The following is a 26,161-nucleotide window of genomic DNA, read 5'->3' as shown; positions in this document are numbered from 1 at the left end:
ATGATTTTCTGCGTTGAGAACGATGTATATTTTTGCTTCTCTTGGAAAAGATAGTAAAATCAGCAGATGATGAAACAGAATGATGGTTTTCTTATAGAAGCCATTTTTCTTTTTTGAGCAGGTAGAAAGACTCAACGTATCTATCTTTGAGAGAAAAAAGCTGCGCTACTGGCGTTAGCTATATTTATTTGTGATTTTGCACAATTTTTTTGTGCATTTATAATACTCATGATTTGAGGGGTGAAGCAGTTGACAGGTCAACTAGTTCAATACGGACGCCACCGCCAACGAAGAAGTTATGCCCGTATTAGTGAAGTATTAGAGTTACCAAATCTTATCGAAATTCAAACCTCTTCTTATCAGTGGTTTCTTGATGAGGGTTTGCGAGAAATGTTCCAAGACATTTCTCCGATTGAAGACTTTACGGGAAATCTATCGCTTGAATTTATCGACTACAGCTTAGGTGAACCTAAATACTCTGTAGAAGAATGTAAAGAGCGTGATGTGACGTATGCAGCACCACTTCGTGTGAAAGTTCGTCTAATCAATAAGGAAACTGGTGAAGTAAAAGAACAGGATGTGTTCATGGGAGATTTCCCACTCATGACAGAGACAGGAACATTCGTAATTAACGGTGCAGAACGTGTTATCGTTTCCCAGTTAGTTCGCTCTCCAAGCGTATACTATAGTGGCAAAGTGGATAAAAACGGAAAACGTGGTTTTACTGCTACTGTAATTCCAAACCGCGGAGCTTGGTTAGAGTATGAAACAGATGCTAAGGATGTTGTATATGTGCGTATCGACCGTACGCGTAAACTTCCTGTAACTGTTTTGTTACGCGCATTAGGGTTTGGCTCTGATCAAGAAATCACCGAGCTTTTAGGTGATAACGAATACTTAAGCAATACGCTAGAAAAAGACAACACAGATAGCACAGAAAAAGCATTGCTTGAAATTTATGAGCGTCTACGCCCAGGTGAACCACCAACAGTAGAAAATGCGAAAAGCTTGCTTGTTTCTCGCTTCTTTGATCCGAAGCGCTACGATTTAGCAAATGTAGGTCGTTACAAGATCAACAAAAAGTTACACATTAAAAACAGATTGTTTAACCAACGCTTAGCTGAAACATTAGTAGATCCAGAAACTGGAGAAATTTTAGCAGCAGAAGGAACAATCTTAGACCGTCGTACACTAGATCGCATTTTACCTTACTTAGAGAAAAACATTGGATTCAAGACAGCGAAACCAATGGGTGGAGTGGTAGAAGGCGATGTTGAGCTGCAATCGATTAAGATTTATGCTCCAGAGTCAGACGGTGAACGTTCTATCAATGTAATTGGGAATGCAAATATCACTCGTGACGTAAAACACATCACACCAGGTGATATCCTTGCTTCTATTAGCTACTTCTTTAACTTACTATACAAAGTAGGGGATACAGATGATATTGACCATTTAGGAAACCGTCGTCTTCGTTCTGTAGGGGAGTTATTACAAAACCAATTCCGTATCGGTCTTTCTCGTATGGAACGTGTTGTTCGTGAGAGAATGTCGATCCAAGATACAAATGCAATTACACCGCAAGCGTTAATTAACATTCGTCCGGTTATTGCATCTATTAAAGAGTTCTTCGGAAGTTCTCAGTTATCTCAGTTCATGGACCAAACAAACCCATTAGCAGAGTTAACACACAAACGAAGACTATCTGCATTAGGACCTGGTGGTTTAACGCGTGAGCGTGCAGGCTTTGAAGTACGTGACGTTCACTACTCTCACTATGGTCGTATGTGTCCAATCGAAACGCCAGAGGGACCAAACATCGGTTTGATCAACTCATTATCTTCATTCGCGAAAGTAAATGAGTTTGGTTTCATTGAAACACCATACCGTCGTGTTGATCCAGAAACTGGACGTGTAACGGGCCATGTTGATTACTTAACAGCAGATGAAGAAGATAACTATGTTGTAGCCCAAGCGAACATGAAATTATCTGAAGAAGGAGAATTCCTTGATGAAGATATCGTAGCTCGTTTCCGTGGTGAAAACATTGTCACAAATAAAGAACGTATCGATTACATGGATGTATCTCCAAAACAAGTAGTGTCCGCAGCGACAGCTTGTATTCCGTTCTTAGAAAACGATGACTCCAACCGTGCACTTATGGGTGCGAACATGCAACGTCAGGCGGTTCCGTTAATGAATCCGGAATCTCCGATTGTAGGTACAGGTATGGAGTACGTATCAGCAAAAGACTCAGGAGCTGCAGTAATCTGTAAACATCCTGGTACTGTTGAGCGCGTAGAAGCACGTGAAGTTTGGGTACGTCGCTATGTAGAAGTTGACGGTCAAAAAGTAAAAGGCGATTTAGATCGCTACAAAATGTTGAAATTCATTCGTTCTAACCAAGGAACTTGTTACAATCAACGTCCAATTGTAAGTGTTGGAGATCAAGTTGTAAAAGGTGAAATCCTTGCGGATGGTCCTTCTATGGAAAAAGGTGAACTAGCACTTGGACGTAACGTGCTTGTTGGCTTTATGACATGGGATGGTTATAACTACGAGGATGCAATCATCATGAGTGAGCGCCTTGTAAAAGATGATGTGTACACTTCTATCCATATTGAAGAATATGAGTCAGAAGCTCGTGATACGAAGCTTGGACCAGAAGAAATTACACGTGATATCCCGAATGTTGGGGAAGATGCACTTCGTAATCTTGACGAGCGCGGTATTATTCGCGTCGGTGCTGAAGTAAAAGATGGAGATCTACTTGTTGGTAAAGTAACGCCAAAAGGTGTAACAGAATTAACAGCAGAAGAACGTCTATTACATGCAATCTTCGGTGAAAAAGCGCGTGAAGTACGTGATACATCACTACGTGTACCACATGGTGGTGGCGGTATTATCTTAGACGTAAAAGTATTCAACCGTGAAGATGGCGATGAATTGCCACCAGGTGTGAACCAACTTGTACGTGCATATATCGTTCAAAAACGTAAAATTTCTGAAGGTGACAAGATGGCCGGTCGTCATGGTAACAAAGGTGTTATCTCTCGTATTTTACCAGAAGAAGATATGCCTTACTTACCAGATGGCACGCCAATCGATATCATGTTGAACCCATTAGGGGTACCATCTCGTATGAATATCGGTCAGGTATTAGAGCTTCATCTTGGTATGGCAGCAAGATACCTTGGCATCCATATTGCAACGCCAGTATTCGATGGTGCTCGTGAGGAAGACGTATGGGGTACAATCGAAGAAGCTGGTATGGCAAATGATGCGAAAACAATCCTTTATGATGGACGTACTGGTGAACCATTCGACAATCGCGTATCTGTTGGTGTCATGTACATGATCAAACTTGCGCACATGGTTGACGATAAACTTCATGCTCGTTCTACTGGACCATACTCACTTGTAACGCAGCAACCTCTTGGAGGTAAAGCTCAGTTCGGTGGACAGCGTTTCGGTGAGATGGAGGTTTGGGCACTTGAGGCTTACGGTGCTGCTTATACTCTTCAAGAAATCTTAACAGTGAAGTCTGATGATGTTGTTGGACGTGTTAAGACGTACGAAGCAATTGTTAAAGGTGAAAATGTTCCAGAACCAGGCGTTCCAGAATCATTCAAAGTATTGATTAAAGAACTGCAAAGTTTAGGTATGGACGTTAAAATGATGTCTAGTGACGATACAGAAATTGAGATGCGTGATACGGAAGATGATGATCATCAATCAGCAGACAAATTGAATATCGAAGTTGAGACAACTAAGGAATAATTGGGATAACCTGTAGACTAAAAGGGAGGTAGGCCCCTTGATAGATGTAAATAACTTTGAATATATGAAGATTGGACTTGCTTCACCTGACAAGATTCGTTCTTGGTCATACGGTGAAGTTAAGAAACCAGAAACGATTAACTATCGTACGTTAAAGCCTGAAAAAGATGGCTTGTTCTGTGAGCGTATTTTCGGACCACAAAAGGACTGGGAATGTCATTGCGGAAAATATAAACGTGTACGTTATAAAGGTGTAGTTTGTGATCGATGTGGCGTTGAAGTAACGCGTGCAAAAGTTCGTCGTGAACGTATGGGCCATATCGAATTAGCTGCTCCTGTATCTCATATTTGGTATTTCAAAGGTATCCCGAGCCGCATGGGACTTGTCTTAGACATGTCCCCTCGCGCGCTTGAAGAAGTAATTTATTTCGCTTCTTATGTTGTAACAGAAAGTGGAGATACACCACTTGATAAGAAGCAATTACTTTCTGAAAAAGAATACCGTGCATATCGTGATCGATATGGCAGCACATTCCAAGCTGCTATGGGCGCAGAAGCAATTAAGAAGCTATTACAAGACATCGATTTAGATAAAGAAGTAGACTTCTTAAAAGAAGAATTAAAAACAGCACAAGGACAACGCCGTACTCGTGCTATTAAACGTCTAGAAGTATTAGAAGCATTCCGTAACTCTGGAAATGAGCCATCTTGGATGATCTTAGATGTTCTTCCAGTTATCCCGCCAGAACTACGCCCAATGGTACAGTTAGATGGTGGACGTTTTGCAACTTCTGACTTAAATGATTTATATCGTCGTGTAATTAACCGTAATAATCGTTTAAAACGTCTATTGGACTTAGGTGCACCAAGCATCATCGTTCAAAACGAAAAACGTATGTTACAAGAAGCTGTAGACGCATTAATCGATAATGGTCGTCGTGGCCGTCCAGTTACTGGACCAGGTAACCGCCCATTAAAATCACTATCTCACATGCTTAAAGGTAAACAAGGACGTTTCCGTCAAAACTTATTAGGTAAACGTGTTGACTACTCTGGCCGTTCTGTAATCGTTGTAGGACCGAACTTAAAGATGTATCAATGTGGATTACCGAAAGAGATGGCGCTTGAACTGTTCAAACCTTTCGTTATGAAAGATTTAGTGGAAAAAGGATTAGCACACAACATTAAGAGTGCGAAGCGTAAAATCGAGCGTGTACAACCTGAAGTTTGGGATGTTTTAGAATCTGTGATTAAAGAACACCCTGTACTTCTAAACCGTGCTCCAACGCTTCACCGTCTTGGTATCCAGGCGTTCGAACCTACATTAGTAGAAGGACGCGCAATCCGTCTTCATCCACTTGTATGTACTGCATACAACGCGGACTTTGATGGTGACCAAATGGCGGTTCACGTTCCGTTATCATCAGAAGCTCAAGCGGAAGCTCGTCTTCTTATGTTAGCGGCACAAAACATCTTGAACCCGAAAGATGGAAAACCAGTTGTTACTCCATCTCAGGATATGGTATTAGGTAACTACTACTTAACACTTGAGCGCGAGGGTGCAATTGGTGAAGGTATGGTGTTCAAAGATGCAAATGAAGCATTGCTTGCATATCAAAATGGATATGTACATCTGCACACACGTGTTGCAGTTGCTGCAAGTTCAGTAAACAACGAAACATTTACTGAAGAGCAAAAGAGCAAACTTCTATTAACAACAGTTGGTAAATTAATGTTTAACGAAATCTTACCGAAGTCGTTCCCTTATATTAACGAACCGACAAATTCAAACCTTGAAAAAGAAACACCAGCGAAGTATTTCGTTGAAAAAGGTGCGAACATTAAAGAGATTATCGCTAGTCGTGAAGAAGTGGCGCCATTTAGCAAGAAAATCCTTGGAAATATCATTGCGGAAGTATTTAAACGTTTCCAAATTACGGAAACATCTCGTATGCTTGATCGCATGAAAAACTTAGGATTTAAATATTCTACAAAAGCTGGTATTACAGTTGGGGTAGCGGATATTCTTGTATTAGGTGAAAAAGATGAAATTCTCCACGAAGCACAAGCAAAAGTGGATAATGTAATTAAACAATTCCGTCGCGGTTTAATCACGGAAGAAGAACGTTACGATCGTGTTATCTCTATTTGGAGTAATGCGAAAGATGTTATCCAAGGAAAACTGATGAAATCCTTGAATAAGCGCAATCCAATCTTCATGATGAGTGATTCTGGTGCCCGTGGTAACGCATCGAACTTTACTCAGCTTGCTGGTATGCGTGGTTTGATGGCAAACCCATCTGGTCGTATCATTGAACTTCCAATCAAATCAAGTTTCCGTGAAGGTTTAACAGTACTTGAGTACTTCATCTCTACGCATGGTGCGCGTAAAGGTCTTGCCGATACAGCACTTAAAACTGCCGATTCTGGTTACTTAACACGTCGTCTTGTAGACGTTGCACAAGATGTAATTGTCCGTGAAGATGATTGTGGAACAGATCGTGGTTTACTAATTGGTGCGATTAAAGAGGGTAATGAAGTTATTGAGTCATTATATGACCGTCTTGTTGGACGTTTTGCAAGAAAAACTGTAAAACATCCTGAAACAGGTGAAGTATTAGTTGGTGAAAACCAATTAATTACTGAAGATATCGCTCATATCGTTGAAAATTCGGGTGTTGAAACTGTAAACATTCGTTCAGCGTTTACATGTAATACTCGCCATGGTGTATGTAAGAAGTGTTACGGTCGTAACTTAGCAACTGGTACAGACGTAGAAGTGGGAGAGGCGGTAGGTATTATCGCAGCTCAATCTATCGGTGAGCCAGGTACACAGTTAACGATGCGTACGTTCCATACAGGTGGGGTTGCCGGGGATGATATCACACAAGGTTTACCTCGTATCCAAGAGATCTTCGAAGCTCGTAATCCGAAAGGTCAGGCAGTTATCAGTGAAATCGACGGTGTTATCGCAGCGATCAACGATGTTAAAGATCGTCAAGAAGTAGTTGTACAGGGTGAAGTTGAAGCTCGTACGTATGCTATTCCTTACGGTGCTCGTCTGAAAGTAACTCCAGGACAGCCTATCAGTCACGGAAAAGAGTTAACAGAAGGTTCTATTGATCCGAAAGAATTATTAAAAGTAACTGATATTACAGCAGTTCAAGAATACTTACTACGTGAAGTTCAAAAAGTATACCGTATGCAAGGGGTAGAAATTGGTGATAAGCACGTAGAAGTAATGGTTCGCCAAATGCTTCGTAAAGTTCGCGTAAGCGATGCTGGTGAAACAGATGTATTACCAGGAACGTTACTAGACATCCATCAGTTCACTGATGCGAATGCGAAGGTGCTACTATTAGGTAAACAACCAGCAACGGCTAGACCGGTTCTTCTTGGTATTACAAAAGCTTCACTAGAAACAGATTCATTCTTATCTGCAGCATCGTTCCAAGAAACAACTCGCGTTCTAACAGATGCAGCAATTAAAGGAAAACGTGATGAACTTCTAGGATTGAAAGAGAATGTTATTATCGGTAAACTTGTTCCTGCTGGAACAGGTATGAATCGTTATCGCAAAGTGGATCTTGTGAAAACAACACAAGATGACATGAATGTAGAAAACGATGAAGTTTATGTGGAACAGTAAAATTTTCCGTCGTAAATTTTGTATAAAAACAGATAATCCTAGTTGACATTATATGAGTCAAAATGTTACTATAAGCAAGGTTGCTCCTGAACGATGCTTTGGAGGATATGTATATGTCTTATCAAAAAGTGTCAACTGCTGAAAATGTAGTCGTTGGTCATAAACGAACATTGGAAGCAATCAAAAATGGTACAGTTAAAGAAGTTGTCATTGCAGAAGATGCTGACATGCGGTTAACCCATGTTATTACTCGTACTGCATTGCAATATAACGTACCCATAACCAAAGTTGAATCAATTCGTAAACTTGGAAAAGTTTCGGGGATTCAAGTGGGAGCTTCAGCAATAGGAATAATAAGTTAAAACTGTTTTTGTGAGGAGAGAGCATTTGCTCTTCCTTGCAAAAACTTTGTTTTCAACTAATAATGAACCACCTGGATATGTGGTCATACAAACATGCGAAGGGAGGATAAATCAAATGCCTACTATTAACCAATTAGTGAGAAATGGTCGTACTGATAAAGTATGGAAATCTAAATCACCTGCGTTAAACAAAGGTTTCAACTCTTTAAAGAAAAAATCAACTGATATCTCTGCACCTCAAAAACGTGGTGTGTGTACTCGTGTTGGTACAATGACTCCAAAGAAACCGAACTCAGCGTTACGTAAATACGCTCGTGTACGTTTAACAAATGGTATCGAGGTTACAGCTTACATCCCAGGTATCGGTCATAACCTACAAGAGCATAGCGTAGTATTAATTCGCGGTGGTCGTGTAAAGGATTTACCAGGGGTACGTTACCACATCGTTCGTGGTGCGCTTGATACAGCTGGTGTTGACAAACGTATGCAAGGACGTTCTAAATATGGTACTAAGCGACCAAAACCTGCTAAAAAATAATAAACTTAAAATGAAAGGAGGAACTCAATATGCCTCGTAAAGGACCTGTTGCGAAACGTGACGTGTTACCAGATCCAATGTACAATTCTAAACTTGTAACACGCCTAATCAACAAAATGATGGTTGACGGTAAAAAAGGTAAATCTCAAACAATTCTTTATAACGCGTTCGATATCGTTCGTGAACGTGCTGGTAAAGAGCCTATGGAAGTATTCGAGCAAGCTCTTAAGAACATCATGCCTGTTCTTGAAGTACGTGCTCGTCGTGTTGGTGGTGCTAACTACCAAGTTCCAGTTGAGGTTCGTCCAGAACGCCGTACAACTTTAGGTCTTCGCTGGTTAGTAAACTATGCTCGTCTTCGTGGTGAAAAAACTATGGAAGAGCGTCTAGCTTACGAAATCTTAGATGCAGCTAACAACGCTGGTGCATCTGTTAAGAAACGTGAAGACACTCATAAAATGGCAGAAGCTAACAAAGCATTTGCTCATTACCGTTGGTAGGATTCAACGTAAAATAAATGTATGCATAAACCGCTTTATTTGTCGCTTATGGAAGTGTGGAGAGGGAGAATGCCTCTCCCTTTCGTTGGGCGCTCGTTTTACATAATGAGGGTACTGGACACTGGCATATGTAACAATATAAAGTGGCTTTTTTGCTACTTAAAATAAAATAATCCAATCCATATATGGAAGGAGCAAGACACCAAATGACAAGAGAGTTCTCTTTAGAAAACACTCGTAATATTGGTATCATGGCTCACATCGATGCTGGTAAAACAACAGCAACTGAGCGTATTCTGTATTACACAGGACGTATTCATAAAATCGGTGAAACTCATGAAGGTGCATCTCAGATGGACTGGATGGAGCAAGAGCAAGAGCGTGGTATCACAATTACTTCTGCTGCAACTACAGCTCAATGGAAAGGTCACCGTGTAAATATCATTGACACTCCAGGACACGTAGACTTCACAGTAGAAGTAGAACGTTCTTTACGCGTACTTGATGGTGCGGTAGCAGTACTTGATGCACAATCTGGTGTAGAACCACAAACAGAAACTGTTTGGCGTCAGGCTACTACTTACGGCGTACCTCGTATCGTATTCGTTAACAAAATGGATAAGATCGGTGCAGATTTCTTATACTCTGTAGGAACAATCCACGATCGTTTACAAGCAAACGCACATCCAATTCAGTTACCAATCGGTGCTGAGGACGAGTTCAATGGTATCATTGACCTTGTTGAAGAGTGTGCTTACATGTACGGTAACGATTTAGGAACAGACATCGAGCGTGTTGAAATTCCTGAAGAGCACAAAGAACTAGCTGAAGAATACCGTGGAAAACTTATTGAAGCGGTAGCTGAGCTTGATGAAGAAATGATGATGAAGTACCTAGAAGGTGAAGAAATTACTGTAGAAGAGCTTAAAGCTGGTATCCGTAAGGCTACAACTTCTGTTGAATTCTTCCCAGTAATCTGTGGTTCTGCATTCAAAAATAAAGGTGTTCAGATTCTGTTAGACGCAGTTATTGACTACTTACCATCTCCATTAGATGTACCTGCTATTAAAGGTACTCTTCCGGATACAGATGAAGCTGTAGAACGTAAGTCTAGCGATGAAGAGCCATTCGCAGCTCTAGCATTCAAAATCATGACTGACCCTTATGTTGGTAAATTAACGTTCTTCCGTGTATATTCTGGTGTGTTAAACTCTGGATCATACGTGAAAAACTCAACTAAAGGTAAGCGTGAGCGTGTAGGACGTATCCTACAAATGCACGCTAACAGCCGTGAAGAGATTTCAACAGTTTACGCTGGTGATATCGCTGCTGCTGTTGGTTTAAAAGATACTACTACTGGTGATACTCTTTGTGACGAGAAGAGCCTTGTTATCCTTGAGTCTATGGAATTCCCAGAGCCAGTTATCTCTGTAGCTATCGAACCAAAATCTAAAGCTGACCAAGATAAAATGGGTACAGCATTATCTAAGCTTTCTGAAGAAGATCCAACATTCCGTGCTCACACTGACCAAGAAACTGGCCAAACAATCATCGCTGGTATGGGTGAACTTCACCTTGATATCATCGTTGACCGTATGCGCCGTGAATTCAAAGTGGAAGCAAACGTTGGTGCTCCTCAGGTAGCATACCGTGAGACTTTCCGTGCTGCTGCGAAAGTTGAAGGTAAGTTCGCTCGTCAATCTGGTGGTCGTGGACAATTCGGTCACGTTTGGATTGAGTTTGAACCTAATGAAGAAGGTAAAGGATTCGAATTCCAAAACAAGATCGTCGGTGGTGTAGTTCCACGTGAATACATCCCAGCTGTTGGAGCAGGTCTTGAAGATGCACTTAAAAATGGTGTACTAGCTGGTTATCCACTAGTTGACATTAAAGCTGCATTAGTTGATGGATCTTACCATGATGTTGACTCCTCTGAGATGGCGTTCAAAATCGCTGCATCTATGGCGCTTAAAGCTGCGGTTTCTAAATGTAGCCCAGTAATTCTTGAGCCAATGATGAAAGTTGAAGTTGTAATTCCTGAAGAGTACATGGGTGACATTATGGGTGACGTAACATCTCGTCGTGGACGTGTAGAAGGTATGGAAGCTCGCGGTAACGCACAAGTTGTTCGTGCTATGGTTCCACTTTCTGAAATGTTCGGTTATGCAACGTCATTACGTTCTAACACGCAAGGACGCGGAACATTCTCAATGACATTTGATCATTATGAAGAAGTACCGAAGTCTGTTTCAGAAGAAATTATCAAAAAAAATAAAGGTGAATAATTGATTTTTATCGATTGTTCAAGTATAACTACTTATGTAAGCTTAGAAAGTGGGACTTAAGTTTCACTTTCTAGTCTAAATATAAAATAACCTATATAAACTAAGGAGGAATTTAGAATGGCTAAAGCTAAATTCGAACGTTCTAAACCCCATGTTAACATCGGTACAATCGGCCACGTTGACCATGGTAAAACTACATTAACTGCTGCGATCACTACAGTTCTTGCAAAAGCTGGTGGTGCTGAAGCACGCGGATACGACCAAATCGATGCTGCTCCAGAAGAAAGAGAGCGCGGTATCACAATCTCAACTGCACACGTTGAGTACGAAACTGAAACTCGTCACTATGCACACGTTGACTGCCCAGGTCACGCTGACTATGTTAAAAACATGATCACTGGTGCTGCTCAAATGGACGGCGGTATCTTAGTAGTATCTGCTGCTGATGGCCCAATGCCTCAAACACGTGAGCACATCCTTCTTTCTCGTCAAGTAGGTGTTCCTTACATCGTTGTATTCTTAAACAAATGCGACATGGTAGACGACGAAGAATTATTAGAATTAGTAGAAATGGAAGTTCGCGACCTATTATCTGAATACGGATTCCCAGGCGACGATATTCCTGTAGTTAAAGGTTCTGCTCTTAAAGCTCTTCAAGGAGAAGCTGAGTGGGAAGAAAAAATCATCGAATTAATGGCTGAAGTTGATGCTTACATCCCAACTCCAGAACGTGAAACTGACAAACCATTCTTAATGCCTATCGAGGATGTATTCTCTATCACAGGTCGTGGTACAGTTGCAACTGGTCGTGTAGAGCGTGGAGTAGTTAAAGTTGGTGACGTAGTAGAAATCATCGGTCTTGCTGAAGAGAACGCTTCTACAACTGTAACTGGTGTAGAAATGTTCCGTAAACTTCTTGACCAAGCTCAAGCAGGAGACAACATTGGTGCTCTACTTCGTGGGGTTGCTCGTGAAGACATCCAACGTGGACAAGTTCTTGCTAAAAGCGGTTCTGTAAAAGCTCACGCTAAATTCAAAGCTGAAGTTTTCGTATTATCTAAAGAAGAAGGTGGACGTCACACTCCATTCTTCGCTAACTACCGTCCGCAATTCTATTTCCGTACAACTGACGTAACTGGTATCATCCAATTACCAGAAGGTACTGAAATGGTAATGCCTGGTGACAACATCGAAATGACTATCGAACTTATCGCTCCAATCGCAATCGAAGAGGGAACTAAATTCTCTATTCGTGAAGGTGGACGTACAGTAGGTTACGGTGTAGTTGCTACAATCGTTGCTGAATAATCTTTAAATAGATTATTAAAAACTCAAGGGATTCTCCCTTGAGTTTTTTTATTGCTTGTTTATATAGAAGAAAGAGGTGCATTTTCTATTTTTGAATGAGTTTCTTCTATAGTATATAAAACGAAAGTAACGACCAAAAATTGTAAGTTAAATGAGAGTAGATGAAAACTTGAAATTCTTTAAAGTGCCATGTATAATAGCAAAAGTAGAGAAAAGTAGATGCAAACAAAAAGATGCTTGCATCTAGACGAATAACATTGTATAATAGACAATGTTGGTCTTTGACTGCGATGAAGTGGAAGGTTGCTGACACACCCGGCCGCTTTGCCATGGCATGGTGTGGGGAAATTTCCATGGAGAAGGTCTATTTTAGAAATAGGCGAACGAAGGAGGGAAAATAATGGCAAAAGAAAAAATCCGTATCCGTTTAAAAGCTTACGATCACCGTATTCTTGATCAGTCAGCTGAGAAAATTGTAGAAACAGCTAAGCGTTCTGGGGCAACAGTTTCTGGTCCGATCCCATTACCAACTGAAAAAACTGTTTACACAATTCTTCGTGCTGTTCATAAGTACAAAGATTCTCGTGAGCAATTCGAAATGCGCACGCACAAACGTCTAATCGACATCGTGAGTCCTACTCCGCAAACAGTAGATTCATTAATGCGTTTAGACTTACCATCTGGTGTAGATATCGAAATCAAATTATAATTTATATAACTTAAAAATGTAGGAGGTGTAACTCATGACCAAAGGAATCTTAGGAAGAAAGATCGGTATGACTCAAGTATTTGCTGAAAACGGTGAGTTAATCCCAGTAACAGTAATCGCTGCGACTCCAAACGTTGTTCTTCAAAAGAAAACAACAGAAACTGACGGCTATAATGCAATTCAGTTAGGATTTGACGATAAACGTGAAAAGTTAACTAACAAACCTGAGCAAGGCCACACTGCTAAAGCATCTACTACTCCTAAGCGCTTCATTCGCGAAATCCGCGATGCAGACGTGGACGGATTAGAGGTTGGTCAAGAGGTAAAAGTTGAAGTTTTCACTGCAGGTGAAATCGTTGACGTAACAGGAATTTCTAAAGGTAAAGGTTTCCAAGGTGTTATTAAACGCCACGGACAATCTCGCGGACCTATGTCTCATGGTTCTCGCTATCACCGTCGTCCTGGTTCAATGGGCCCAGTTGCTCCGAACCGTGTATTCAAAGGTAAAAAACTTGCTGGACGTATGGGTGGAGACCAAGTTACAATCCAAAACTTAGAAATCGTTCAAGTTGACGCTGAGCGCAACTTATTACTAGTAAAAGGTAACGTTCCAGGTGCTAAGAAATCTCTTGTAGTTGTTCAAGGCGCTGTGAAGGTTAGTAAATAATTCACAATAGGAAGGAGGAATTCCAATGCCAAAAGTTACTGTATATAACCAAACTGGTTCACAGGTTGGTGAAATCGAATTAGCTGAAGCTATTTTCGGTATCGAACCAAATGAAGCTGTACTTTTCGAAGCTGTAATGATGCAACGTGCATCTTTACGTCAAGGTACACACAAAGTAAAAACTCGCTCTGAAGTGCGCGGTGGTGGTCGTAAACCATGGCGTCAAAAAGGAACTGGACGTGCTCGTCAAGGTTCTATCCGCTCTCCTCAATGGCGTGGTGGTGGTACGGTATTCGGACCTACACCAAGAAGCTATGCGTACAAACTTCCTAAGAAAGTTCGTCGCTTAGCTATTAAATCTGCATTAGCTACTAAAGTGGTTGAGAACAACATTGTAGTTCTTGAAGACCTAGTGTTAAATGCACCAAAAACAAAAGACATGGTAGCAGTACTTAAAGGATTAACTGTAGAGAAGAAAGCTCTTATCGTAACTGCTGATGCAAACGAAGCTGTAGAGTTATCTGCTCGCAATATTCCTGGAGTAACAGTAATCACTGCTGATGGCGTAAACGTTTTAGACGTGCTTCATCATGATAAGCTAATCATGACAAAAGCGGCAGTGGAAAAAGTAGAGGAGGTGCTTGCATAATGAGAGATCCTCGTGATATCATTAAGCGCCCAGTTATCACTGAACGTTCTATGGAAATGATGGCTGAAAAAAAATACACGTTCGATGTGGACGTTAAATCTAATAAAACAGAAGTTAAAGACGCTGTAGAAGCGATCTTTGGTGTTAATGTAGACAAAGTAAATATCATGAACTACAAGCCGAAAGCAAAACGCGTTGGTCGTCACGCTGGTTTTACTAACCGTCGTCGTAAAGCAATCGTTAAGCTAACTGCTGACAGCAAAGAAATCGAAATCTTCCAAGGTGTTTAATTCTTACTAAAGAAGGAGGGAAATTGAGATGGCAATTAAGAAGTATAAACCAACTACTAACGGTCGTCGTAATATGACAACGAATGATTTCGCTGAAATTACGACTGACAGACCGGAAAAGTCTTTACTTGCGCCTTTAAGCAAAAAGGCTGGTCGTAATAACCAAGGTAAAATTACTGTACGTCACCAAGGTGGCGGACATAAGCGTCAATACCGTATCATCGACTTTAAACGTAACAAAGATGGAATTCCAGGACGCGTTGCTACGATCGAATACGATCCAAACCGCTCTGCGAATATCGCATTAATTAACTACGTTGACGGTGAAAAACGTTACATCCTTGCTCCTAAAAACTTAGAAGTAGGTATGGAAGTTATGTCTGGCGCTGAAGCTGACATTAAAATCGGTAACGCATTACCATTAATCAACATTCCAGTAGGTACTGTTGTTCATAACATCGAGCTTAAGCCTGGTCGTGGCGGACAATTAGTTCGTTCTGCTGGTACATCTGCTCAAGTACTTGGTAAAGAAGGAAAATACGTACTTGTACGTTTAACTTCTGGTGAAGTGCGTTTAGTATTATCTGCTTGTCGCGCTACAGTCGGCCAAGTAGGTAACGAACAACATGAACTTATCAAAATCGGTAAAGCGGGTCGCTCTCGCTGGTTAGGTAAGCGCCCAACAGTTCGTGGTTCTGTAATGAACCCAGTTGATCACCCACACGGTGGTGGTGAAGGACGCTCTCCAATCGGACGTAAGTCTCCAATGTCTCCATGGGGTAAACCAACTCTTGGATTCAAGACTCGTAAGAAAAATAAAGCGTCTGATAAATTTATCGTTCGTCGTCGTAAAAAATAATGGGATTGTAGTACGGTTCATTTCTAGAACCGTACGCCAATCACGAAGGGAGGCACCACAATGGCTCGTAGCTTAAAAAAAGGACCATTTGTCGATGATCACTTAATGAGCAAAATGGAAAAATTAGTTGCATCTGAGCAAAAACAAGTTGTTAAAACTTGGTCTCGCCGTTCAACAATCTTCCCTCAGTTCATCGGTCATACAATTGCTGTATATGATGGTCGTAAACACGTACCTGTGTACATCACTGAGGATATGGTTGGCCATAAGTTAGGTGAATTCGCACCAACTCGTACGTACAAAGGTCACCTTGCTGACGATAAGAAAACTAGAAGATAATGAGAGGAGGCACTTCAATGCAAGCTAAAGCAGTAGCGAGAACAGTTCGTATTGCTCCTCGTAAAGTTCGTTTAGTTGTAGACTTAATCCGAGGTAAGCAAGTGGGTGAAGCGATTGCTATCCTTAACCACACACCAAAAACTGCTTCTCCAGTTGTAGAGAAAGTTTTAAAATCTGCAATCGCAAATGCAGAGCACAATTACGAAATGGACATTAACAACCTAGTTGTTGAAACAGTTTTCGTTGACGAAGGTCCAACGTTGAAACGTTTCCGTCCACGTGCAATGGGTCGTGCAAGCCAAATTAACAAACGCACAAGCCACATTACAGTTGTGGTATCAGAAAAGAAGGAGGGATAATCGATGGGTCAGAAGGTTAATCCAATTGGTCTTCGTGTCGGTGTTATCCGTGACTGGGAATCTCGTTGGTTCGCTGAAAAAGATTACGCTACATTATTACATGAAGACATCAAAATCCGTGAGTACATTACTGTACGCTTAAAAGATTCTGCTGTTGCTAAAGTAGAAATCGAACGTGCAGCAAATCGTGTAAATGTTACAATTCACACTGCAAAACCTGGTATGGTAATTGGTAAAGGTGGTACAGAAGTTGAAGCGCTTCGTAAAGCTCTTAACCAATTAACAGGCAAGCGTGTACACATCAACATCTTAGAAGTTAAGAGAGCTGATCTTAACGCTAAATTAGTAGGCGAAAACATCGCTCGTCAATTAGAAAACCGTGTATCTTTCCGTCGTGCACAGAAGCAAGTAATTCAACGTGCTATGCGTGCAGGAGCTAAAGGTATTAAAACACAGGTTTCTGGTCGTCTTGGCGGAGCTGATATCGCTCGTGCAGAATCTTACAGTGAAGGAACTGTTCCACTTCATACACTTCGCGCTGATATTGACTATGCAGCAGTTGAAGCTGATACAACATACGGTAAATTAGGCGTAAAAGTATGGATCTACCGTGGAGAAGTCCTTCCTACAAAAAAGAAAGCTTCTGAGGAAGGAGGAAAATAATATGTTAATGCCTAAACGCGTAAAATATCGTAGAGAGCATCGTGGTAAAATGCGTGGTCGTGCAAAAGGTGGAGCTGAAATTGCTTTCGGTGAATTCGGTTTACAAGCACAAGCTGCTTCATGGATTACAAACCGTCAAATCGAAGCTGCTCGTCGTGCAATGACTCGTTACATGAAACGTGGCGGTAAAGTATGGATTAAAATTTTCCCTTCTAAGCCTTACACTGCAAAACCTCTAGAAGTACGTATGGGTTCCGGTAAAGGGGCACCAGAAGGCTGGGTAGCAGTAGTAAAACCTGGGAAAATTATGTTCGAAATCGCGGGTGTATCTGAAGAGGTAGCACGCGAAGCCTTACGTCTTGCAGCTCACAAATTACCAGTGAAATGTAAATTCGTAAAACGTGAAGAAAATGGTGGTGAATCTAATGAAAACTAATGATATTCGTGAATTAACCACTGCCGAAATCGAAACAAAAGTTAAAGCTTTAAAGGAAGAGTTGTTTAATCTTCGCTTCCAACTTGCTACAGGACAATTAGAGAATCCAACTCGCATCCGTGAAGTGCGTAAAGCAATTGCTCGTATGAAAACTGTAGTTCGTGAAAGAGAGATCGGAATTAATCGATAAATTGAGGGGAGGTTTGCATAGTGAGCGAACGTAACCAACGCAAAGTTTATACTGGTCGTGTAGTGTCTGACAAAATGGACAAAACGATTACAGTTTTAGTTGAAACTTACAAAACTCATTCCTTGTACGGAAAACGTGTTAAGTATTCTAAAAAGTACAAAGCCCATGATGAGCAAAACCAAGCAAAAATTGGCGATATCGTAAAAATCATGGAAACTCGCCCGCTTTCTGCTACTAAGCGTTTCCGTTTAGTTGAAATCGTTGAAGAAGCGGTTATTATCTAAATAGACGAATCGGAATTTTTAGTCCGAAGGGAGGTTTCATAACATGATCCAACAAGAATCTCGTTTGAAAGTTGCTGACAACTCTGGTGCACGTGAACTTTTAACAATTAAAGTATTAGGCGGCTCTGGTCGTAAATATGCTAACATTGGTGATATTATCGTTGCTACGGTAAAACAAGCAACACCAGGTGGCGTTGTTAAAAAAGGTGACGTTGTTAAGGCAGTAGTGGTACGTACGAAGAGCGGAGCTCGTCGTCCGGACGGTTCTTACATTAAATTTGATGAAAACGCAGCGGTTATCATTAAAGACGATAAGAGCCCACGTGGTACTCGTATTTTCGGACCAGTAGCTCGTGAATTACGTGATAGCAACTTCATGAAGATCGTTTCTTTAGCTCCAGAAGTTCTATAATTTAAGGTATTGCCTTGCTAAGGAGGTGCAGAATTAAGATGCATGTAAAAAAAGGTGATAAAGTACAGGTAATCACTGGTAAAGACAAAGGAAAACAAGGTGTTATCCTTGTGGCTTTCCCAAAGCAAAACCGTGTTATCGTTGAGGGTGTTAACATCGTTAAGAAACACTCTAAGCCATCTCAATTAAATCCACAAGGTGGAATTATTACGAAAGAAGCACCTATTCACGTTTCTAATGTTATGGTATTAGATCCGAAAACAGGCGAACCTACTCGTGTAGGCTTCAAAGTAGAAGATGGTAAAAAAGTTCGTATTGCAAAAAAATCTGGTGAATTATTAGATAAATAATTTTCTTAAGAAAGGAGGTCACTTCATTGAATCGCCTTAAAGAGAAGTTCCAAAAGGAAATTACTCCTGCTCTAGTGAGCAAGTTTAACTATAAATCTGTGATGGAAGTACCGAAAATCGAAAAGATCGTAATCAACACTGGTGTTGGTGACGCGGTATCTAACTCAAAAGCTTTAGACAATGCAGTAGAAGAATTAACGCATATCGCAGGTCAAAAACCTGTTGTAACTCGCGCTAAAAAATCAATCGCTGGTTTCCGTCTTCGTGAAGGTATGCCAATCGGTGCAAAAGTAACTTTACGCGGTGAGCAAATGTATGAGTTCTTCGATAAATTAGTATCAGTTTCTTTACCACGTGTGCGTGATTTCCGTGGTGTTTCTAAGAAATCATTCGACGGTCGTGGTAACTACACATTAGGTGTTAAAGAGCAACTAATTTTCCCTGAGATTGATTATGATAAAGTAAGTAAAGTCCGCGGTATGGACATCGTAATCGTTACTACAGCGAAAACTGATGAAGAAGCTCGTGAACTTTTAACACAATTCGGTATGCCATTCCAAAAATAATGGAAGCCAACGCTAAGTAGAGGAGGCGAAAACGTGGCTAAAAAATCTATGATCGCGAAACAAAAGCGTACTCCTAAGTTTAAAGTACAAGAGTATACACGTTGCGAACGCTGCGGTCGTCCGCATTCTGTATACCGCAAATTTAAGCTTTGCCGTATTTGTTTCCGTGAACTTGCATATAAAGGTCAAATTCCTGGTGTTAAAAAAGCTAGTTGGTAAAACCCACAAATGGGAAGGAGGTAAAACACATGGTGATGACAGATCCAATTGCAGACATGCTTACTCGCATCCGTAATGCGAACATGGTACGTCATGAGAAATTAGAGGTTCCTGCTTCTAAAATCAAAAAAGAGATCGCTGAACTTTTAAAACGTGAAGGTTTCATTCGTGATGTAGAATACATCGAGGATAACAAACAAGGTATCCTTCGTATTTTCCTGAAATATGGTGCAAACAATGAACGTGTAATCACTGGATTAAAACGTATCAGTAAACCTGGCTTACGCGTTTACGCTAAAGCTGACGAAGTACCACGTGTACTTAACGGATTAGGTATCGCTCTTGTTTCTACATCTAAGGGAGTAATGACAGACAAAGATGCTCGTCAATTACAAACTGGTGGAGAAGTAGTAGCATACGTTTGGTAATATATATTTAAAACGAACGGAGGTGTGACCACATGTCTCGTATTGGTAAAAAGATTCTTGAAATCCCTGCAGGTGTTACTATCACAGTTGCAGAAGACAATACTGTAACAGTAAAAGGCCCTAAAGGTGAATTAACTCGTACTTTCAATGCTGATATGTCTATCAAAATTGAAGAAAATACACTAACAGTTGAGCGTCCATCTGAACAGAAGGAACACCGTGCATTACACGGTACAACTCGTGCTTTAATCGGAAACATGGTTGAAGGTGTAACTACAGGTTTCGCACGCGGACTTGAATTAGTCGGTGTTGGTTACCGTGCTCAAAAACAAGGTGATAAACTTGTATTAAGCGTAGGTTATTCTCATCCAGTAGAAATGACTCCGGAAGCAGGACTTGAAGTTGAAGTACCTGCACCAACTAAAATCGTAATTAAAGGTATCGACAAGCAACGTGTTGGCGAATTTGCTGCTAACATCCGTGCTGTACGTGCTCCAGAGCCATATAAAGGCAAAGGTATTCGTTACGAAGGCGAAGTTGTTCGTCGTAAAGAAGGTAAAACTGCTAAGTAAACCCGTTAGGTGAGAGAAAGGAGTGACAAGAATGATCACTAAAGCTGATAAAAATGCGACTCGTAAGAAAAGACATGCACGTGTACGTGCAAAACTTACTGGTACTGCAGAACGTCCACGTTTAAATGTGTTCCGTTCTAACCAACATATTTACGCTCAAGTTATTGATGATGTAAATGGTGTAACATTAGTAAGTGCATCTACTCTTGATAAAGACCTTGCTCTTAACGGTACTAGCAATATTGAAGCTGCTACGAAAGTTGGAGAATCAGTTGCTAAGCGTGCTGTAGAGAAAGGCGTTAAAGAAGTAGTATTTGATCGCGGTGGTTACTTATACCATGGCCGTGTTAAAGCTCTAGCTGAAGCTGCTCGTGAGGCTGGATTACAATTTTAATGGTCAAAGGAGGGAAAATTGATGCATCGCATTGACCCAAGTAAATTAGAACTTGAAGAACGTGTAGTTACGATAAATCGTGTCGCGAAAGTTGTTAAGGGTGGTCGTCGTTTCCGCTTTGCTGCACTAGTTGTAGTTGGCGATAAAAACGGTCATGTTGGATTCGGTACGGGTAAAGCACAAGAGGTACCAGACGCAATTCGCAAAGCTATCGAAGACGCTAAGAAAAACTTAATCACAGTACCATTAGTTGGTACAACAATTCCACACACAATCAACGGTCATTTTGGAGCTGGTGAAGTATTCTTAAAACCTGCTGCTGAAGGTACTGGAGTTATTGCTGGTGGACCAGTTCGTGCGGTACTTGAATTAGCTGGTGTACAAGATATTCTTTCGAAATCTCTTGGTTCTAACACACCAATTAACATGATTCGCGCTACTGTGAACGGATTAAGCGAGCTTAAGCGCGCTGAAGATGTTGCAAAATTACGCGGTAAATCTGTAGAAGAGCTACTAGGTTAAGAAGGAGGGAAAACAAATGGCGAAAAAGTTAGAAATTACCCTCACTCGTAGTGTAATTGGTCGTCCACAAGATCAACGTGCGACGGTAGAAGCTTTAGGTCTTAAAAAGTTGAATTCAACTGTAGTTAAGGAAGAAACTCCTGCTATTCTTGGTATGATCAACAAAGTTTCTCACCTTGTAACTGTAAAAGAAGCTTAAGGATAACTCATTAATATAAGGAGGTGCCTGGGAATGAAACTTCATGAATTAAAACCTGCAGAAGGTTCTCGTAAAGTACGTAACCGTGTCGGTCGTGGTATCGGTTCTGGTAACGGTAAAACTGCTGGTAAAGGTCATAAAGGACAAAACGCACGTTCTGGTGGCGGTGTTCGTCTTGGCTTCGAAGGTGGTCAAACTCCATTATTCCGTCGTTTACCAAAACGCGGCTTCACAAACATTAACCGTAAAGAGTTTGCTATCGTAAACTTAGCAACGTTAAATCGTTTTGAAGATGGTACAGAAGTAACACCTGAATTATTGCTGGAAACTGGCGTTATCAGCAAATTAAACGACGGTGTTAAAGTTCTTGCAAGCGGAGCTGTAGAGAAAAAATTAACTGTTAAAGCGCACAAGTTCTCTTCAAGTGCTAAAGAAGCAATTGAAGCAGCTGGCGGATCAGTTGAGGTGATCTAATGTTTCGTACAATCTCCAACTTTATGCGCGTTGCTGAGATAAGACGTAAAATATTATTCACTTTAGCGATGTTAATCGTATTCAGGATTGGCACGTTTATCCCAGTGCCATTCACAAATGGAGACGTACTGAAAGCACAAGATCAGTTAAATGCATTAGGCATCCTAAATACATTTGGCGGTGGCGCGTTGAAAAACTTCTCCATCTTTGCGATGGGAATCATGCCGTATATTACAGCATCCATCATCGTGCAATTATTGCAGATGGATGTTGTTCCTAAATTTTCGGAATGGTCGAAGCAAGGCGAAATGGGCCGTCGTAAACTAACGCAATTCACGCGTTATTTTACAATTGTTCTTGCGTTTATTCAGGGGTTTGGTATGTCAATCGGTTTTAACGGTATGGTAGGTGGACAGTTAATTTTGAATCCAGGTTGGAGCACTTATTTATACATTGCTACGGTACTGACTGCTGGTACTGCATTTTTAATGTGGTTAGGTGAACAGATTACAGCTAAAGGTGTAGGTAATGGTATTTCCATCCTAATCTTTGGTGGTATTGCCGCAGCGATCCCAAGTGTAATATCTCAAGTGTATCAACAACAGTTTCAAAATGCCGGAGATCAATTGTTCATGAGTATCGTTAAAGTTGTATTGATTTTACTAGCTGTGTTAGCAGTTGTTGTTGGTGTTATTTTCATTCAACAAGCTGTTAGAAAGATCCCAATTCAATATGCGAAGCGTGTAACAGGAGGAAATGGTAATCATGCTGGAGCACAAAACACACATTTACCGCTTAAGGTAAATAGTGCGGGTGTTATTCCAGTAATTTTTGCTGTTTCATTCTTAATTACACCTCCAACTATTGCACAGTTCTTCCCGAAACATGACGTATCGCAGTGGATTATTGCAAACTTTAACTATTCCCACCCAGTGGGAATGATAATATATGTAGCGCTCATTGTAGCCTTCGCATACTTCTATGCATTTGTTCAGGTTAATCCAGAGCAAATGTCAGAAAACCTAAACAAGCAAGGTGGATATGTTCCAGGTATTCGTCCGGGTAAGAATACAGAACAATATCTAACAAAAATCTTGTATCGTTTGACCTTTGTAGGATCTATTTTCCTAGCAGCGATTGCAATTCTTCCAGTTATCTTTACGAAATTGGGAAATCTTCCTCCATCTGCACAGATCGGTGGAACGAGTATGTTAATCGTTGTCGGCGTTGCTTTAGAAACAATGAAGCAGCTAGAAAGCCAACTGGTAAAACGCCATTACAAAGGGTTTATCAAGCAGTGAGTAAGTGGGAAGAATTGTCTTCCCTACATGCTCATGTATTGAGGGGGAACAAGGATGAACTTAATTTTAATGGGGCTTCCTGGTGCTGGTAAAGGTACACAAGCCGAACAGATTGTTGCCAAGTATAACATCCCTCACATCTCAACAGGAGATATGTTCCGTGCAGCTATGAAGGCTGAAACTGAACTTGGTTTACAAGCAAAGTCCTTTATTGATAAAGGTGCGCTTGTTCCAGATGAAGTTACAATCGGAATTGTTCGTGAACGTTTAAGTCAAGAAGACTGTGTAAAAGGCTTCTTACTAGATGGTTTCCCACGAACAGTTGCACAGGCATCTGCACTTGAAGAGATTATGAAAGATCTTGGCAAAAAAATCGACTATGTTTTAAACATTAATGTGGATTCAGGATTGCTATTAAAACGTCTTACAGGCCGTCGTATTTGTAAAGAGTGCGGTGCGACTTATCACTTAGAATTCAATCCGCCAGCAAAAGCTGACGTGTGCGATAAATGTGGTGGCGAATTATATCAACGCTCTGATGACAATGAAGAAACTGTAGCGAATCGTTTAGAGGTAAATATTAAGCAAACAAAACCTTTGCTTGATTTCTATGAAGAGCTTGGTTACTTACAAAGCATTAATGGTGAGCAAGATATCAATAAGGTATTTGCTGATATTGATGTTCTCATTGGAGACTTAGCGTAATGATCATTTGCAAAACTCCTCGCGAGATAGAAATCATGCGAGAAGCTGGCAAGATCGTTGCTTTAACTCATCAAGAGTTGAAAAAGCATATTACTCCAGGAATTACAACGAAAGAGCTCGATCAAATAGCGGAAAAGACGATTCGAAAATATGGTGCTACGCCATCTTTTAAAGGATACAACGGATTTCCGGGAAGCATCTGTGCTTCTGTAAATGAAGAGCTTGTACATGGGATTCCAGGTAAGCGCAAGCTCCAAGAAGGTGATATCATCAGTATCGATATTGGTGCGAAATACAATGGGTACCATGGAGATTCTGCGTGGACGTATCCAGTAGGAAACATTTCTGAATCTGTTCAAAAGCTACTTGATGTCACAGAAAAATCGTTGTATCTTGGTCTAGAACAAATAAAACCAGGCGTGAGATTATCAAATGTTTCACATGCAGTTCAAACGTATGCTGAAGATAATGGATTCTCGATCGTTAGGGAGTATGTTGGTCACGGAATCGGGCAAGACTTACATGAGGACCCTCAGATCCCGCACTACGGTCCACCAAATAAAGGTCCTAGATTAAAGCCGGGAATGGTCATCTGTGTCGAACCGATGGTGAACCAAGGAAGACGATATGTAAAAACACTATCTGATGACTGGACAGTGGTAACGGTAGATGGTAAATGGTGTGCACATTTTGAGCACACGATTGCTCTTACAGAAGCAGGATACGAAATCCTTACCACTTTATAAGTAGCTGGCTCTCCGGGATTTCAGAGCAGTGTAAAATGTTACTGATTTGAAGAAGGGAGAACTATTGAATGGCTAAAGATGATGTAATTGAAGTCGAAGGTACCGTTCTTGAAACGTTGCCAAATGCTATGTTCAAAGTAGAATTAGAGAATGGGCATGTCGTATTGGCTCACGTTTCTGGTAAAATCCGTATGAACTTCATTCGGATTTTACCAGGAGACAAAGTTACGGTAGAATTATCTCCGTACGATTTAAATCGTGGTCGTATTACGTACCGTTTTAAATAATATAGCACTCCGTAATCTTTAAGGAGGTTCGAGACATGAAAGTAAGACCGTCAGTTAAACCAATCTGCGAAAAATGTAAAGTTATTCGTAGACGTGGAAAAGTAATGGTTATTTGTGAAAACCCTAAACATAAACAAAAACAAGGTTAATCAGAAGGAGGTGCATTCGGAATGGCACGTATCGCAGGTGTAGATATTCCTCGTGACAAGCGCGTTGTTATTTCTTTAACTTACGTATTCGGCATTGGTCGCACAACTGCTGAAAAAATTCTTGCTGAAGCTGGTGTTTCTGAAGAAACACGAGTTCGTGATTTAACGGAAGACGAATTAGGACGTATCCGTGACATCGTAGACCGCGTTAAAGTTGAGGGAGACCTTCGTCGTGAAGTTTCTCTTAACATTAAACGTCTAATGGAGATCGGTTCTTACCGTGGTCTTCGTCACCGTCGTGGTTTACCAGTTCGTGGTCAAAATTCTAAAAATAATGCTCGTACGCGTAAAGGTCCACGTCGTACAGTAGCAAATAAAAAGAAATAATAAGTAAAGGAGGTTGAACTAACAATGGCACGTAAAACAAACACTCGTAAAAAACGTGTGAAAAAGAATATTGAAGCTGGTATTGCTCATATTCGTTCTACTTTCAACAACACAATCGTAACACTTACAGATACTCATGGTAACGCACTTTCTTGGTCTAGTGCTGGTGCACTTGGTTTCCGTGGATCTCGTAAATCTACTCCATTCGCTGCGCAAATGGCTGCTGAAACTGCTGCTAAAGTTGCAATGGAGCATGGTTTAAAAACTTTAGAGGTTACTGTAAAAGGTCCTGGTGCTGGTCGTGAAGCTGCAATTCGTGCTCTTCAAGCTGCAGGTCTAGAAGTAACAGCAATCAGAGATGTTACTCCAGTTCCTCATAATGGATGTCGTCCGCCAAAACGTCGTCGTGTTTAATTTTTCTGTATAGAATTTTCCCTTTTGTCTATAATGGATATGATGCATTATCGAGAAATTTCGTACAGAAACATCGCTTGTTGTGCACAATCGGGAACTGCCTAAGGGGGACTTTCGGTTAGACAGAGGTTTTTTCCTTTGTTTAGCCGAGGTTTCGACGTTTTGAAGG

35 protein-coding genes are annotated in these 26,161 nt (G+C 40.9%); all 35 read left to right on the top strand.

Annotation, left to right across the window (positions count from 1 at the left end; translation table 11 throughout):
• Positions 1-249: 249 nt before the first annotated feature.
• The 35 genes from rpoB (at position 250) to rpsK (ending at position 25,992) form a co-directional block, all read left to right on the top strand.
• The gene (gene rpoB / locus C564_RS0125795; RefSeq protein WP_018767348.1) at positions 250-3,780 is read left to right on the top strand and encodes a DNA-directed RNA polymerase subunit beta; all 3,531 of its coding nucleotides are present in this window, start codon (positions 250-252) and stop codon (positions 3,778-3,780) included.
• Positions 3,781-3,817: 37 nt separating this feature from the next.
• Positions 3,818-7,429 (top strand): DNA-directed RNA polymerase subunit beta', encoded by a 3,612-nt coding sequence (gene rpoC, locus C564_RS0125790; protein ID WP_003194339.1) that lies wholly within the window; start codon positions 3,818-3,820, stop codon positions 7,427-7,429.
• A 113-nt stretch (positions 7,430-7,542) separates the two neighbouring features.
• Positions 7,543-7,791, top strand: coding sequence for a 50S ribosomal protein L7ae-like protein (locus C564_RS0125785; RefSeq protein WP_016116949.1), 249 nt, complete (start codon positions 7,543-7,545; stop codon positions 7,789-7,791).
• A 115-nt stretch (positions 7,792-7,906) separates the two neighbouring features.
• Positions 7,907-8,329, top strand: a complete 423-nt coding sequence (rpsL, locus tag C564_RS0125780; protein ID WP_001142341.1) for a 30S ribosomal protein S12 — start codon at positions 7,907-7,909, stop codon at positions 8,327-8,329.
• Positions 8,330-8,358: 29 nt separating this feature from the next.
• Positions 8,359-8,829: a 30S ribosomal protein S7 gene (gene rpsG, locus C564_RS0125775; protein ID WP_003194344.1), complete on the top strand. Its 471-nt coding sequence runs from the start codon at positions 8,359-8,361 to the stop codon at positions 8,827-8,829.
• A 206-nt stretch (positions 8,830-9,035) separates the two neighbouring features.
• Complete coding sequence (fusA, locus tag C564_RS0125770; protein ID WP_018767347.1) at positions 9,036-11,114, top strand: elongation factor G; 2,079 nt, start codon at positions 9,036-9,038, stop codon at positions 11,112-11,114.
• 117 nt (positions 11,115-11,231) lie between these two features.
• The gene (tuf, locus tag C564_RS0125765) at positions 11,232-12,422 is read left to right on the top strand and encodes an elongation factor Tu (protein ID WP_003205504.1); all 1,191 of its coding nucleotides are present in this window, start codon (positions 11,232-11,234) and stop codon (positions 12,420-12,422) included.
• A 400-nt stretch (positions 12,423-12,822) separates the two neighbouring features.
• Positions 12,823-13,131 carry a 30S ribosomal protein S10 gene (gene rpsJ, locus C564_RS0125760; RefSeq protein ID WP_001040596.1) on the top strand — a complete coding sequence of 103 codons (309 nt, stop codon included), beginning with the start codon at positions 12,823-12,825 and terminating at the stop codon, positions 13,129-13,131.
• Positions 13,132-13,165: 34 nt separating this feature from the next.
• Positions 13,166-13,798: a 50S ribosomal protein L3 gene (rplC, locus tag C564_RS0125755; RefSeq protein WP_003194350.1), complete on the top strand. Its 633-nt coding sequence runs from the start codon at positions 13,166-13,168 to the stop codon at positions 13,796-13,798.
• A 25-nt stretch (positions 13,799-13,823) separates the two neighbouring features.
• The gene (gene rplD, locus C564_RS0125750) at positions 13,824-14,447 is read left to right on the top strand and encodes a 50S ribosomal protein L4 (RefSeq protein WP_003194351.1); all 624 of its coding nucleotides are present in this window, start codon (positions 13,824-13,826) and stop codon (positions 14,445-14,447) included.
• Entirely contained in the window at positions 14,447-14,737 is a 291-nt protein-coding gene (rplW, locus tag C564_RS0125745) for a 50S ribosomal protein L23 (protein ID WP_003194353.1), read from the top strand. Before rplD ends, rplW begins: the two co-directional genes overlap by 1 nt.
• Before the next feature lie 28 nt (positions 14,738-14,765).
• Entirely contained in the window at positions 14,766-15,596 is an 831-nt protein-coding gene (rplB, locus tag C564_RS0125740) for a 50S ribosomal protein L2 (RefSeq protein WP_003194355.1), read from the top strand.
• 60 nt (positions 15,597-15,656) lie between these two features.
• Positions 15,657-15,935 (top strand): 30S ribosomal protein S19, encoded by a 279-nt coding sequence (rpsS, locus tag C564_RS0125735; protein WP_000124454.1) that lies wholly within the window; start codon positions 15,657-15,659, stop codon positions 15,933-15,935.
• A gap of 17 nt (positions 15,936-15,952) precedes the next feature.
• Positions 15,953-16,294, top strand: coding sequence for a 50S ribosomal protein L22 (rplV, locus tag C564_RS0125730; protein WP_003194358.1), 342 nt, complete (start codon positions 15,953-15,955; stop codon positions 16,292-16,294).
• Positions 16,295-16,297: 3 nt separating this feature from the next.
• Entirely contained in the window at positions 16,298-16,957 is a 660-nt protein-coding gene (gene rpsC, locus C564_RS0125725) for a 30S ribosomal protein S3 (RefSeq protein ID WP_000529958.1), read from the top strand.
• Position 16,958: 1 nt separating this feature from the next.
• The gene (rplP, locus tag C564_RS0125720; protein ID WP_016116953.1) at positions 16,959-17,393 is read left to right on the top strand and encodes a 50S ribosomal protein L16; all 435 of its coding nucleotides are present in this window, start codon (positions 16,959-16,961) and stop codon (positions 17,391-17,393) included.
• Positions 17,383-17,583, top strand: a complete 201-nt coding sequence (gene rpmC / locus C564_RS0125715; RefSeq protein WP_000855718.1) for a 50S ribosomal protein L29 — start codon at positions 17,383-17,385, stop codon at positions 17,581-17,583. The genes rplP and rpmC overlap by 11 nt, the downstream gene beginning before the upstream one ends.
• A gap of 20 nt (positions 17,584-17,603) precedes the next feature.
• Positions 17,604-17,867, top strand: coding sequence for a 30S ribosomal protein S17 (gene rpsQ, locus C564_RS0125710; protein ID WP_016116954.1), 264 nt, complete (start codon positions 17,604-17,606; stop codon positions 17,865-17,867).
• Positions 17,868-17,910: 43 nt separating this feature from the next.
• Positions 17,911-18,279 carry a 50S ribosomal protein L14 gene (gene rplN / locus C564_RS0125705; RefSeq protein WP_000615912.1) on the top strand — a complete coding sequence of 123 codons (369 nt, stop codon included), beginning with the start codon at positions 17,911-17,913 and terminating at the stop codon, positions 18,277-18,279.
• A gap of 38 nt (positions 18,280-18,317) precedes the next feature.
• Positions 18,318-18,629, top strand: coding sequence for a 50S ribosomal protein L24 (gene rplX, locus C564_RS0125700; RefSeq protein WP_000558201.1), 312 nt, complete (start codon positions 18,318-18,320; stop codon positions 18,627-18,629).
• 26 nt (positions 18,630-18,655) lie between these two features.
• A complete protein-coding gene (gene rplE / locus C564_RS0125695; protein ID WP_018767345.1) occupies positions 18,656-19,195 on the top strand; it encodes a 50S ribosomal protein L5 in 540 nt (179 codons plus the stop codon).
• Between the two features lie 33 nt (positions 19,196-19,228).
• Positions 19,229-19,414, top strand: coding sequence for a 30S ribosomal protein S14 (gene rpsN, locus C564_RS0125690; RefSeq protein WP_001085700.1), 186 nt, complete (start codon positions 19,229-19,231; stop codon positions 19,412-19,414).
• Between the two features lie 29 nt (positions 19,415-19,443).
• The gene (gene rpsH, locus C564_RS0125685) at positions 19,444-19,842 is read left to right on the top strand and encodes a 30S ribosomal protein S8 (RefSeq protein ID WP_000245511.1); all 399 of its coding nucleotides are present in this window, start codon (positions 19,444-19,446) and stop codon (positions 19,840-19,842) included.
• A gap of 32 nt (positions 19,843-19,874) precedes the next feature.
• Positions 19,875-20,414, top strand: coding sequence for a 50S ribosomal protein L6 (rplF, locus tag C564_RS0125680; RefSeq protein ID WP_003194369.1), 540 nt, complete (start codon positions 19,875-19,877; stop codon positions 20,412-20,414).
• A gap of 31 nt (positions 20,415-20,445) precedes the next feature.
• A complete protein-coding gene (gene rplR, locus C564_RS0125675; protein ID WP_000628816.1) occupies positions 20,446-20,808 on the top strand; it encodes a 50S ribosomal protein L18 in 363 nt (120 codons plus the stop codon).
• 21 nt (positions 20,809-20,829) lie between these two features.
• Positions 20,830-21,330 (top strand): 30S ribosomal protein S5, encoded by a 501-nt coding sequence (gene rpsE / locus C564_RS0125670; protein ID WP_003194373.1) that lies wholly within the window; start codon positions 20,830-20,832, stop codon positions 21,328-21,330.
• Between the two features lie 16 nt (positions 21,331-21,346).
• A complete protein-coding gene (gene rpmD, locus C564_RS0125665; protein WP_001085234.1) occupies positions 21,347-21,529 on the top strand; it encodes a 50S ribosomal protein L30 in 183 nt (60 codons plus the stop codon).
• A 33-nt stretch (positions 21,530-21,562) separates the two neighbouring features.
• On the top strand, positions 21,563-22,003 hold the full coding sequence (rplO, locus tag C564_RS0125660; RefSeq protein ID WP_018767344.1) for a 50S ribosomal protein L15: 441 nt from the start codon (positions 21,563-21,565) through the stop codon (positions 22,001-22,003).
• Entirely contained in the window at positions 22,003-23,304 is a 1,302-nt protein-coding gene (gene secY / locus C564_RS0125655; RefSeq protein ID WP_018767343.1) for a preprotein translocase subunit SecY, read from the top strand. Before rplO ends, secY begins: the two co-directional genes overlap by 1 nt.
• A gap of 54 nt (positions 23,305-23,358) precedes the next feature.
• Complete coding sequence (locus C564_RS0125650; RefSeq protein ID WP_003194378.1) at positions 23,359-24,009, top strand: adenylate kinase; 651 nt, start codon at positions 23,359-23,361, stop codon at positions 24,007-24,009.
• A complete protein-coding gene (gene map / locus C564_RS0125645) occupies positions 24,009-24,755 on the top strand; it encodes a type I methionyl aminopeptidase (RefSeq protein ID WP_018767342.1) in 747 nt (248 codons plus the stop codon). Before C564_RS0125650 ends, map begins: the two co-directional genes overlap by 1 nt.
• A gap of 68 nt (positions 24,756-24,823) precedes the next feature.
• Positions 24,824-25,042, top strand: coding sequence for a translation initiation factor IF-1 (gene infA / locus C564_RS0125640; protein ID WP_001029884.1), 219 nt, complete (start codon positions 24,824-24,826; stop codon positions 25,040-25,042).
• A 35-nt stretch (positions 25,043-25,077) separates the two neighbouring features.
• Complete coding sequence (rpmJ, locus tag C564_RS0125635; RefSeq protein WP_000868344.1) at positions 25,078-25,191, top strand: 50S ribosomal protein L36; 114 nt, start codon at positions 25,078-25,080, stop codon at positions 25,189-25,191.
• Positions 25,192-25,212: 21 nt separating this feature from the next.
• The gene (rpsM, locus tag C564_RS0125630) at positions 25,213-25,578 is read left to right on the top strand and encodes a 30S ribosomal protein S13 (protein ID WP_003194382.1); all 366 of its coding nucleotides are present in this window, start codon (positions 25,213-25,215) and stop codon (positions 25,576-25,578) included.
• Between the two features lie 24 nt (positions 25,579-25,602).
• Positions 25,603-25,992 (top strand): 30S ribosomal protein S11, encoded by a 390-nt coding sequence (gene rpsK / locus C564_RS0125625; protein ID WP_003194384.1) that lies wholly within the window; start codon positions 25,603-25,605, stop codon positions 25,990-25,992.
• The last annotated feature ends 169 nt before the right edge of the window (positions 25,993-26,161 follow it).

Source organism: Bacillus sp. 105MF (genome assembly GCF_000374885.1).
In the GTDB taxonomy this organism is placed as follows: domain Bacteria; phylum Bacillota; class Bacilli; order Bacillales; family Bacillaceae_G; genus Bacillus_A; species Bacillus_A pseudomycoides.
The sequence above is the reverse complement of the archived record's forward strand: the minus strand, read 5'-3'. Positions and strand labels throughout refer to the sequence as shown.